This window comes from Sphingomonas sp. 10B4, from assembly GCF_035019905.1.
In the GTDB taxonomy this organism is placed as follows: Bacteria; Pseudomonadota; Alphaproteobacteria; order Sphingomonadales; family Sphingomonadaceae; genus Sphingomonas; species Sphingomonas glacialis.
Genome location: NZ_JASJVC010000093.1, coordinates 1 through 10,565, shown reverse-complemented (window position 1 = coordinate 10,565; position 10,565 = coordinate 1). Strand labels below are relative to the sequence as shown.

Below are 10,565 nucleotides of genomic sequence, written 5' to 3'. Positions count from 1 at the left end.
TGCGTCAGATGTGTATAAGAGACAGCTCTAGGGGAGCAGCGGGCCGGCCAATGAGATGGGAGGTCGAAGACAGCGCGCAAGACCGCGCCGTGCGAGATCAGGCAGGGATGCGATACATGCTGCACAACTTGTTCCCGGCAGGATCGCGCAGGTAAGCCAGATAGAGCTTGCCGAAACCGCCTTCGCGCACGCCGGGATCGTTCTCGATCGGCGTGCCACCTGCCGCGACACCGGCAGCGTGCCACGCATCGACCTGCTCGGGCGACGCACCGGCAAAGCCGATCGTCCCGCCATTGGCGTGGCAGGCTTCCGCACCGTCGATCGGCTTGGTGACGATGAACAGCCCGCCTGCGTGCATATAGACGAGCCGACCGCTGTTTTCGACTGCGGGCTTGGCGCCGAGCGCACCGAGCGTCGCATCATAAAATGCGCGCGAGGCCTCGAGATCGTTTGATCCGACCATGACGTGGCTGAACATAGCGTGCTCCGTGATTGCGCCGCGCACCGTGCAGCGGCAGTGCGTCGCGGCTAGCGCATTTGCCGCGGACACGAAAGACACCTGTGCACGCGCTGCCCGCGCGCCTGGGCGGAAACGACACGCCGCTTGTCGGAACGCCGGCCCACGCCCTATCTCCACTGCTACCGCAGGAACGCCGCTCGCTTATGCTCAGCCAACTCGAACAGGTCAGCGCCAATCTGGCCGCGGCGCGTGCGCTCCGCGCCGAAGGCGTGCCGTATCGCGTGATCGGGCGTCGGCTGGCGTTGACGACGAGCCAGCTCGGCCACATCCGCCGCACGCTCAAGCGCGAGAAGGCCGGGCAGACGCGCTTGCACCGGACGATGCCGGGCGCGACCCCGCGCGACTTTCCGGTCGGCCGGTCCGCCTTGCCCGCTGGACTGCGCGGGATCCTGACCCGCGCCGGATACCGCACGCTCGGCGATCTCGCCGATCGAATCGCCGATCGCGACCAGCCCGGGCTCGAGACGATGCCGGGCCTCGGCCCCGTTCGCATTCGCCTGGTCCGCGCGCTGCTGGACGAATTCGGGCTGCGCGCCGGGTCGAGCGATTTGCAGGCAGAGATCGAAGCGCTGTTTCCAGATTTGCGCGATTAGGCCGCGTACTACCCGCCGCCGGCAACCCGGCGACTGGAGCCATTCGGCGCGTCATGCTTTAATGCGAGGACCGCCTGCCCCACGCTCCGCGGGCGGCTTCGGAAGGAAACTCCATGCGCTACAATAAGCTTGGCCGCACCGGCCTGTTCGTCTCGGAACTGTGCCTCGGCACAATGACTTTCGGCGGCGGCGGCGACATGTGGGGCAAGATCGGCCAGCTCGGCCAGGATGACGCCGATGCGCTCGTCCGCGTCGCGATCGATGGCGGGATCAATTTCATCGACACCGCCAACGTCTATTCGAACGGCCGCTCGGAAGAGATCACCGGCCAGGCGATCCGCAACCTCGGCCTCAAGCGCGAAGAGATCGTCGTCGCGACAAAGGCGTTCGGCGAGATGGGCGCTGGCCCGAATGCGCGCGGCGCATCGCGCTATCACCTGATCGACGCGTGCAAGGCGAGCCTCAAGCGGCTCCAGCTCGACCATATCGATCTTTACCAGATCCACGGCTTCGACCCCGCCACGCCGATCGAAGAGACGCTGCGCGCGCTCGATACGCTCGTCCAGCATGGCCATGTCCGCTATATCGGCATCTCGAATTGGGCGGCGTGGCAGATCGTCAAGGCGCTCGGCGAATCGGCACGGCTCGGGCTGCACCGCTTTGCCTCGCTCCAGGCCTATTACACCATCGCCAGCCGCGACCTCGAACGCGAGATCGTGCCCGCGCTCCTCTCGGAGGAAGTCGGGCTGATGGTTTGGAGCCCGCTCGCGGGGGGCTTCCTGTCGGGCAAATATGACCGCGCCGACGAGAGCAAGACCGATGGCCGCCGCGCGACCTTCGACTTCCCGCCGATCGACAAGGATCGCGGTTATGCCATCATCGACGTGATGCGCCCGATCGCCGAGGCGCACGGCGTGTCGGTCGCGCAGGTGGCGCTCGCCTGGCTGCTCCACCAGAAGGCGGTGTCGAGCGTGATCGTCGGCGCCAAGCGGCCCGACCAGCTGACCGACAATCTTGCCGCGACTAAGGTCGAACTGTCGTCCGACGATCTCGCCAAGCTCGGCGAGACGAGCGCTTTGCCTGCGGAATATCCCGGCTGGATGTTCGAGCGTCAGGGCGAATATCGCCGCACGCTGCTCGAGAAGATGCGCTGACGCCCGCGCCCGGTTCGTCGGTGCGGGCGAGCCGTGCATTAGGACCCACTGTCACCCCGGGCTTGTCCCGGGGCCCACCGCCGGAGCCATCGCGCGCACCCCAGTAGACCCCACGACGAGCCCGCGGTGACGACCGTTATATGCCGCGCTAACGACTACACATGAAAAGGGATGGTAGCGAAGGAGGGACTTGAACCCCCGACCCCAGGATTATGATTCCCGTGCTCTAACCAACTGAGCTACTTCGCCGTGGCCCCGGCTAAACCGGAGCGTGCCGCTGTGTACGAGGCGCGGGCTATAAGTAGGCGCATCCGGGCGGTCAACCCACCTTTGCGCCGGTTTCGTCTCAAGCGAACATATGGCGCGAAAGCGGCTCCCACGGGCCGCCGCGATACCACCAGCTCGCCAGCCCCGCGAGGCGAACGGTGCGGGGCTGGAAATCGCGCGCGAGCTCGGCCTGCAGCGCCTTGGCGACGGCGGGCTCGACCTTGTTCTGCACCGTGACATGCGGCCGCCAGCCCGCGCGGTCCTGCGGCGTCAGCACCGCGGAAAAGGCATCGGCGAGCCGATCGCGGATATCCTCCAGCGCGGGCGATTCGATGCGGAACGCGACACCGCGGCCGAGCGACATAAGCCCCGCGATCCGCGCCTCGGGCGCACGCACGCGGCTGGTCTCCGCCGCGAGCCGCTGCTTGAGCTCGCGCTCGAGGCTCGGCGCGAGGTGGTGGAACATCGTCAGATGCGCCTTGAGCTGGTTGCGCTCGGGCGGAAAGTGCCGGACGCGCAAATCATCGAACCAGGCCGCATCGCCCGCACCGAACAGCGCGGTGACGATGATCGGCGCAGGGCCCGACGCGGGAACGACCTCGCTCAAATCTCGAGCTGGCTGCCGAGTTCGACCACGCGGTTGGTCGGCAGGCGGAAGAACTCCATCGCGCTTTCGGCGTTGCGCAGCATCCACGAGAAGAGCTTCTCGCGCCACAGCATCATCCCCGGGCGCGACGACGGCAGCAGCGTCTGGCGCGACAGGAAGAAGCTTGTGTCGATCATGCGGAAATCGGCACCGCAGCGATGCACGTTGGCGAGCGCCACCGGCACGTCGGGCTCCTCGATGAAGCCGTAGCGCAGCACCATACGGTGGAAGCCGGCCCCCAGATCCTCGATCATGCAGCGATGCCCCTCGGACACATAGGGGACGTCGGCGATCTTGATCGTCAGCAGGATGATCCGCTCGTGGAGCACCTTGTTGTGCTTGAGGTTGTGCAGCAGCGCGTGCGGTACACCCTCGGGCGAGGAGGTCATGAACACCGCGGTGCCCGGCACGCGCGTTGCCGAGGTGGCGGCCGACTGGATGAAGATCTTGATCGGCATCGCGCCCTCGCGCATCCGGTCGATCATCAGCTGCCGCCCCTTCGACCAGGTTGTCAGGATCGTGAAGATGATCAAGCCGACCAGCAGCGGGAACCAGCCGCCCGCCGGCACCTTGGTCAGGTTCGCCGAGAAATAGGCGCCGTCGACCAGGAAGAACACCGCGAGCAACGGCAGCGCATAATAGACCGGCCAGTTCCACAGCCGGAACAGGACGACGCTAAGCAGGCAGGTGTCGATGAACATCGCCCCCGTCACCGCGATGCCATAGGCCGACGTGAGGTTGGACGAGGTGCGGAAGAAGATCACCAGCAGCAGGACCATCGTCAGCAACAGCCAGTTGACCAGCGGAATGTAGATCTGCCCGACCGTCGCCGCGCTGGTATGCTCGATCCGCAGCCGCGGCATGAAGCCCAGCTGGATCGCCTGCTGCGTTACAGAGAAGGCGCCCGAGATCACCGCCTGCGATGCGATCACTGCGGCCATCGTCGCGAGGATGACGAGCGGGAGCTGGAGGCTGTCCGAGGCGAGCATGTAGAACGGGCTCTCGAGCGCGGGCTGGCCCATCCGCGAGAGCAATGCGCCCTGCCCCATGTAATTCATCATCAGCGCGGGCAGCACGACGAAGAGCCACGACACGCGGATCGGGTTGCGACCGAAATGTCCCATGTCGGCGTACAGCGCCTCGGCGCCGGTCACCGCGAGCACGACCGACCCGAGCGCGAGGAACGCGCGGAGCGGATCGAGCGCGAAGAACTCGACGGCATAGTGCGGCGAGAACGCCCAGAGGATGTCGGGCGTCTTGACGATGCTGAGCACGCCGAGCGTCGCGATCACCGCGAAATAGACGAGCATGATCGGGCCGAAGAACAGCCCGACGCGCGCGGTCCCGCTGCGCTGGATCCAGAACAGGGCGATGATGATGGTCATCGCGATCGGCATGACGAGATTGCCGAGCCCGGGCGAGACGACCGCGAGCCCCTCGACCGCCGACAGCACCGACACCGCCGGGGTGATCATCGAATCGCCATAGAACAGCGCGGTCGCGAACACGCCGAGCAGGATGATCCCGCGCGACCAGCGCTTGTTCTTGGTACGCCCGTTGACGAGCGCGAGCAGCGCCAGGCTGCCGCCCTCGCCCTTATTGTCGGCGCGCATGATGATCGTGACGTATTTCAGGCTGACGACGATCATCATCGACCAGAACATCAGGCTGACGACGCCCATGATGTGGACCGGATCGAGCGCGAGCTTGTGATGCCCGGCGAAGGTCTCGCGAAAGGCGTAGATCGGGCTCGTGCCGATGTCGCCGAAGACGATGCCGATCGCGCCCAAAGCGAGCTTAGCGAGACCGTCCTTGCCGTGATGCGGGGCGTCTTCGCCGATCGTATCGGGCGTCGAATCGCGATTGGCGGGCAGGCCGCCCGCACTTGCCTGAGTGGTCGTCACGCTAAGGGTGTTCTTGCCCGGATTTCATGCAGATAGGTCATGGATGACGGCTAAGCCTCGGTCCCGATGGTGCGGCGCAATAGCACGCGGCAATGCCCCCCGCAACGCCATGTACAGCGCATGTTCAGACACGTTCAATCCTCGGTCGCGAGCGTGCGGATCGTGAATTGCGTGACGAGGCGGTGGACGCCGGGAAGTGCCGACAGGACTTCGCGGTGGATCCGCTCGTAGCTGTCATCCTCGCGCACCAGCACCTTGAGCAGATAATCCGATTCGCCGCTCATCAAATGCGCTTCGCTGACTTGCAGCGTCCGCGCGAGCGCTTGCTCGAACTGCTGCATCGTCGCCTGGCGCTGGTCGGTCAGCGTCACCGAAACGAACACCGTCGAGGGATTGCCGCGTGCGGCGCGCGACAGGCGGGCGCGGTAGCCGAGGATCATCCCCTGCTGCTCGAGCGTCTTGACGCGACGATGCGCGGCCGAGGGCGAAAGGCCGACGCGCTCGCCGAGCGCCTCGCTCGTTAGCCCCGACTCTTGCCCGAGCTGTGCGATGATCTTGCTGTCGATCGTATCCATGCGGGACGCTGTTGCGCGGGCGCGGCACGCTTTGCAATACAATCCCGATCTGCCCCGCCTTGCGGGCGAGTTTGCACGCACTTCCCGCGCGCGCTGCTGTACAAGGGCCGCACTCAATAGGAGAGTTTGCGATGCGCATCGGCGTTCCCAAGGAAATCAAGAATCACGAATATCGTGTCGGCCTGACCCCTCCCTCGGTCTCCGACCTCGTTGCCGCGGGGCACAGCGTTGCGGTCGAGACCGGCGCGGGCCTCGGCATCGACTTCGAGGACCAGGATTATGTCGCCGCCGGTGCGACGATCCTGCCCGACGCCGCGAGCGTGTTCGCGCAGAGCGACATGATCGTGAAGGTCAAGGAGCCGCAGGCGAGCGAGATCGCGCTGCTCGAACCGCGCCATTTGCTCTTCACCTACCTCCACCTCGCCGCCGACAAGCCGCAGGCAGAAGGCCTGATGAAGTCGGGCGCGACCTGCATCGCGTACGAGACCGTCACCGCGCCCGACCGCTCGCTGCCGCTGCTCAAGCCGATGTCCGAAGTCGCCGGGCGCATGTCGATCCAGGTCGGCGCGCACTATCTCGAGAAGGAGCAAGGCGGCCGCGGCATCCTGCTCGGCGGCGTGCCGGGCGTGGCGCCGGCCAAGGTCGCGATCCTCGGCGGCGGCGTCTCGGGCGTCAACGCCGCGCAGATGGCGGTCGGCATGCGCGCCGACGTGACGATCTACGACATTTCGAATGCACGGCTCGCCGAGCTCGACATGTTCTTCGGCAGTCAGATCAAGACCGCCTATGCCTCGCGCGCGGCGATCGCGGCGGCGGTGAAGAGCGCGCATCTTGTGATCGGCGCGGTGCTCGTTCCCGGTGCGGCGGCGCCCAAGCTCGTCACGCGCGACATGCTCAAGACGATGAAGCGCGGCTCGGTGTTGGTCGACATCGCGATCGACCAAGGCGGTTGCTTCGAGACGAGCCATGCGACGACGCACGAGGACCCGGTGTTCGAGGTCGACGGCGTGATCCACTATTGCGTCGCCAACATGCCCGGCGCGGTCGCGCGGACCTCGGCGTTCGCGCTCAACAATGCGACGCTGCCGTTCGTGCTCAAGCTCGCGACGCTCGGCGCCGAGGGCGCGATGCAGGCCGATGCGCATCTGGCCAACGGGCTCAACGTCTCGGCGGGCAAGATCCGGCACCAGGCGGTGGCGGATGCGCTCGACCTGCCGTTCGAGGCTTGGGCTGGCTGATCGGGAGCGCCCGCCGTGCGATGGCGGGCGCTTTTGCGACGAAGCGAGTTAGTTGACTCGATTGACCCCAAGACGCGCGATCTTCGAGCGCGATCATTTCCATTCTGGTGCCAATGCCGACCGTGCGGGCCGGCGATTTCAAAGAGCCGGGAGAGGTATACCACAGGCGCGGGGTTGTAGGACAGCGGCCCTGTCGGATCGGGCGGACGCAGCCCGCGATCCCAAAATATTAGCCCGCAGTGGCATTGCCAACGCGCGTGGCTTCGTCCAGCCTCCGGCCATCGGGGGAAGACGATGTCACTGATTTTCGCTGCATTCTTGGCCGCGGCCGGCGTTCAGGCGTCGGACGCTCCGCCTGCCGCGCCGGCATTGCCCGGCGCCGCTCCACCGCTCGCGTCCGCCGAACAGCGGGTTGCCCAATCCGCCAGCATCGGCCGTCTGCTTTACCTTTTCGACCGGGCGGCCTGGACGAGCACGGATGCGGTGACCGCGACCGTCCCTAAGGACCAGCTCACCGGAGTCGGCGGCTATGTCGTCGAGCTGGCCGATCCGCAGACCTTGCGAGTCACCTATTATCGCGGCGCGGGCGACGCGGCGCGGGCGTTCTTCGTCGCCGATGTGCGCGCCGGTCAGGTCGTCCGCAAGGAACTGCTCGCCACCCCCGTCGCGTTGAGCGCAGATCAGGCGATCCTCGCGCGCGCTCGCACCGTGGCGGCGGCACGGGCGGTTGAGCGCGGCTACAAGCCCTGCACCGCTTTCCCGTTCAACACCGTCGTCCTGCCGTCGCGCAACGGCGGTCCGATCGCGGTGTACCTGTTGTCCGCGATGCCCGATGCGACGACCTATCCGATGGGCGGGAATTACCGCGTCGTCGTGGCGTCCGACGGCAGCGTGGTTGCGTCGCGCCCGTATACGGTGAGCTGTCTCAACGTGCCGATCCCGAAGCTTCCGGCCGGCGCCAAACCGGTCGGCGTCACGGTTACGCACCTGCTCGACCCCGTACCCACCGAGATCCATGTCTTTGCATCGTACAGCCTCAGGATGCCGGTGATCGTCGCCACGTCCGACAAGCAGGTCTGGGTGGTGCAGGGCAGCAGCATTACGCCCGCAAAATTGAAATGATGTCGCGCGGCGGGCGACGGTCGCGGTGTTGAAGCCGCGATGTGTTCGCCCCTAGCCTCCTGCGCGGGGCGCCAGGTGTTCGCCCGCCCCCCCACGCGATCCGCGGTCGGCCTGGGACGGCCGATCAGACGCAGCGGCGCCGCGGGACCAGGCTTCCCATCTCGACGCGCGAATGGCCGAGAATGTCGCAGGCTTTGCCGCGGATATACGCGATGTGCTGGGGGGTGAATGTCCCGCCATCCTGGCGCAACAACGTCTCGGCCTCGGCCTTGAGCGCGTTGGCGCGCGCCAGCTTTGCAGCGCGCATCGTCGGGGTTTCGGAAGACGGCGCGGCGTTCAGGCTTTCGATCGACGTTCGATAGGTGCTGTAGTTCGGGGCACCCATTCCGCCGTCGAGAACAGTCGTTTGCGCGCTGGCGGATACGGCGGTCGTCGCCGCCACGCCAGGTATCAGCAGTTTGATCATCGTAGCTACTCCCTGTCGGACAGTGATGGAGAAATGCGTACAAGAGCCGCTTGTGTTCGCGATAGTATCCGCCTGCATCTACGGCAAAGCAATCGAGAAATGGCGATCGAACGGCGGGTCCGGTTTCGTCATCCGGGCAGGCTCGCGTCAGCCATCCCGCTCGTCACGCGAGCGCTTTCCCGTTCCCGCCGCGCGGGCAATCCGCTATCATACAAGGGTGCGCATTTTCCCCCTCGCCATCGCCGTTCTCCTCATCCCGGCCAGCGCCTGGGCGCAGTCGGCCGCGCCGATCATCCCGACGCAGATCGCGCAGCCTCCCGCTATCACGGCGACAGCATTCCCGCTGATCGACACCAAGACCACCCCGCCCCCGCTCGTCGCGCTGCCGATCGTCGAGACCTCAGCCACCGCCCGCGCGGAAGATGCCGCCGAATATGCCAAGCTCTTCGCGGTCACCTTACGCGAGGCGATCGCACGGCTGGCAGTGCAGGATGCGAGCGTTCCCGTCACCGATGCGATCGCCGAGCGGTATCGCGACCGGCTTGCCGGGATCGCGATCGAGCATCGGCCGGCCTATCGCATCGTCGTCAATCTCACCGGCACCGCCCCCGTCGCGCCCGAGCAGGTCAGCGCGGGCGGGATCACGGTGCCGATCGTGTTCCGCCCCGGCGCCGCAGTGACGCGCGAGCGGGTGATCTGGGCGATGACCAACCACCAGGCGGCGATCCGCTCCGCTTTGCGCACCCCGCCCGGCATGGGGCTCGATCCGCATACCGGCGTGCTCGTCGTGACGATCGGCAGCAGCGACGCCGCCGAGGGCGCCGCCAGCCTCGAGCAGCGGCTCGGCGCGATCGCTGGCGTGCCGGTCAAGGTCCGCGCGCTCAACCAGAAGGACGTCAACCTCTCGCCCGAGGGCGGCGCGCGAGTCGAGGGGCTCAACCCCGACGACAAGCGGCGCTATGTCTGCACCACCGGCTTCAACATCACCGACGGCGTGCGCAGCGCGGTGACGACGGCGGCGCACTGCGTCGACCATCTCGACTATCGCGGTGCGCGTGGGGGCATCGAGCCGCTGAGCTTTGTCGGGCAATGGGGCTGGGGCTATCGCGACGTCCAGATCAACGCGGCGCTCGGGCCGTTACCGCCGACCTTCTATGCCGATGCCGCGCGGACGCGGCTGCGCCCGGTGACGGGCAGCCGCGGCCGCGCGAGCACGCGCGCGGGCGATTTCGTGTGCCATCGTGGCGAGCGCACCGGCTATAGCTGCGCGCTCGTCCAGCTCACCGATTTCGCGCCCGCGGGGGATCTGTGCGGCGGGCCGTGCCTGCCGACCTGGGTGACGGTGTCGGGCCCGACGTGCAAGGGCGGCGACAGCGGATCGCCGGTGTTCAGCGGCACCACCGCGCTCGGGATACTGAAAGGCGCGAGCTATCGCGGCGACGGGTCGTGTGCGTTTTATTTCTACATGTCGCTCGATTATCTGCCAGAGGGCTGGTCGTTGCTCCAGGCGATGCCGGGCGTCGTCCCGACGGGATGACGCGCGGCGGCGCCGATCTCCTTCCGATCAGGTCTGGCCTACCGATGTATCGCGTATCGCTCCTCCCGCTGCTCGCCCTTGCAGCGCCCCTCCCCGCGCTTGCGCAGCAGGCTGCGCCGCCACCGCCAAGCGACGGCCCCGACATCGTGGTGCTGGGCCAGCCCTTGCCCGTCCCGCCCGGGGTGCCCGCTTATGGCTCGGTGACGATCTCGCGCGAGAGGCTGACGGGGGATGCGTCGGGCCGGGTCGAGGACGTGCTGCTCGATGTCGCCGGCTTCCAGCAATTCCGCCGCGCGGACAGCCGCTCGGCCAATCCCTCAGCACAAGGCGTCACGCTGCGCGCGCTCGGCGGCAACGCCTCGAGCCGCGCGCTGGTGCTGCTCGACGGGGTGCCGCTCGCCGATCCGTTCTTCGGCTATATCCCGTTCAACGCGATTGCGGCGGATCGGCTCGGCGGGGTGCGGGTGACGCGCGTGCCCGATATCGCGACGATCCGCGCGGGCGTGATGACGCAGGGGCAGACCGCCGCCGCAGCGCTCGCCG

Annotated in this window: 11 protein-coding genes and 1 tRNA gene; 6 read left to right on the top strand and 6 right to left on the bottom strand. The window is 67.1% G+C overall.

Annotated features, from left to right (window positions below; all coding sequences use genetic code 11):
• Positions 1–97: 97 nt before the first annotated feature.
• On the bottom strand, positions 98–478 hold the full coding sequence (locus QN347_RS17430) for a VOC family protein (protein WP_133187367.1): 381 nt from the start codon (positions 476–478) through the stop codon (positions 98–100).
• 185 nt (positions 479–663) lie between these two features.
• Here QN347_RS17430 and QN347_RS17425 point away from each other — a divergent pair, with 185 nt between their 5' ends.
• Positions 664–1,113 (top strand): hypothetical protein, encoded by a 450-nt coding sequence (locus tag QN347_RS17425; RefSeq protein ID WP_322159640.1) that lies wholly within the window; start codon positions 664–666, stop codon positions 1,111–1,113.
• Positions 1,114–1,226: 113 nt separating this feature from the next.
• Positions 1,227–2,267, top strand: coding sequence for an aldo/keto reductase (locus tag QN347_RS17420; RefSeq protein WP_322159642.1), 1,041 nt, complete (start codon positions 1,227–1,229; stop codon positions 2,265–2,267).
• A gap of 172 nt (positions 2,268–2,439) precedes the next feature.
• Here the strand turns inward: QN347_RS17420 and QN347_RS17415 are convergent.
• The 4 genes from QN347_RS17415 to QN347_RS17400 all read right to left on the bottom strand — a co-directional run bounded on the left by QN347_RS17415 (position 2,440) and on the right by QN347_RS17400 (position 5,659).
• A tRNA-Met gene (locus QN347_RS17415) sits at positions 2,440–2,516 on the bottom strand.
• A 97-nt stretch (positions 2,517–2,613) separates the two neighbouring features.
• Complete coding sequence (locus QN347_RS17410; protein WP_322159643.1) at positions 2,614–3,141, bottom strand: 2'-5' RNA ligase family protein; 528 nt, start codon at positions 3,139–3,141, stop codon at positions 2,614–2,616.
• Positions 3,138–5,021 (bottom strand): potassium transporter Kup, encoded by a 1,884-nt coding sequence (locus QN347_RS17405; protein WP_240699092.1) that lies wholly within the window; start codon positions 5,019–5,021, stop codon positions 3,138–3,140. The genes QN347_RS17410 and QN347_RS17405 overlap by 4 nt, the downstream gene beginning before the upstream one ends.
• A 197-nt stretch (positions 5,022–5,218) precedes the next feature.
• On the bottom strand, positions 5,219–5,659 hold the full coding sequence (locus QN347_RS17400) for an Lrp/AsnC family transcriptional regulator (RefSeq protein ID WP_133187359.1): 441 nt from the start codon (positions 5,657–5,659) through the stop codon (positions 5,219–5,221).
• 131 nt (positions 5,660–5,790) lie between these two features.
• On the opposite strand from QN347_RS17400, the gene ald reads away from it, so the two are divergent.
• Positions 5,791–6,897 carry an alanine dehydrogenase gene (gene ald, locus QN347_RS17395; protein ID WP_133187357.1) on the top strand — a complete coding sequence of 369 codons (1,107 nt, stop codon included), beginning with the start codon at positions 5,791–5,793 and terminating at the stop codon, positions 6,895–6,897.
• 294 nt (positions 6,898–7,191) lie between these two features.
• Positions 7,192–8,019, top strand: a complete 828-nt coding sequence (locus tag QN347_RS17390; protein WP_323494233.1) for a hypothetical protein — start codon at positions 7,192–7,194, stop codon at positions 8,017–8,019.
• Positions 8,020–8,143: 124 nt separating this feature from the next.
• Here QN347_RS17390 and QN347_RS17385 read toward each other — a convergent pair whose 3' ends face one another.
• The gene (locus QN347_RS17385) at positions 8,144–8,485 is read right to left on the bottom strand and encodes a hypothetical protein (protein WP_322159647.1); all 342 of its coding nucleotides are present in this window, start codon (positions 8,483–8,485) and stop codon (positions 8,144–8,146) included.
• A gap of 217 nt (positions 8,486–8,702) precedes the next feature.
• On the opposite strand from QN347_RS17385, the gene QN347_RS17380 reads away from it, so the two are divergent.
• Positions 8,703–10,022 (top strand): hypothetical protein, encoded by a 1,320-nt coding sequence (locus QN347_RS17380; protein ID WP_322159649.1) that lies wholly within the window; start codon positions 8,703–8,705, stop codon positions 10,020–10,022.
• A gap of 44 nt (positions 10,023–10,066) precedes the next feature.
• Positions 10,067–10,565, top strand: a 499-nt coding sequence (locus QN347_RS17375) for a TonB-dependent receptor (protein WP_323494232.1), incomplete at its 3' end; no start/stop codon positions are given.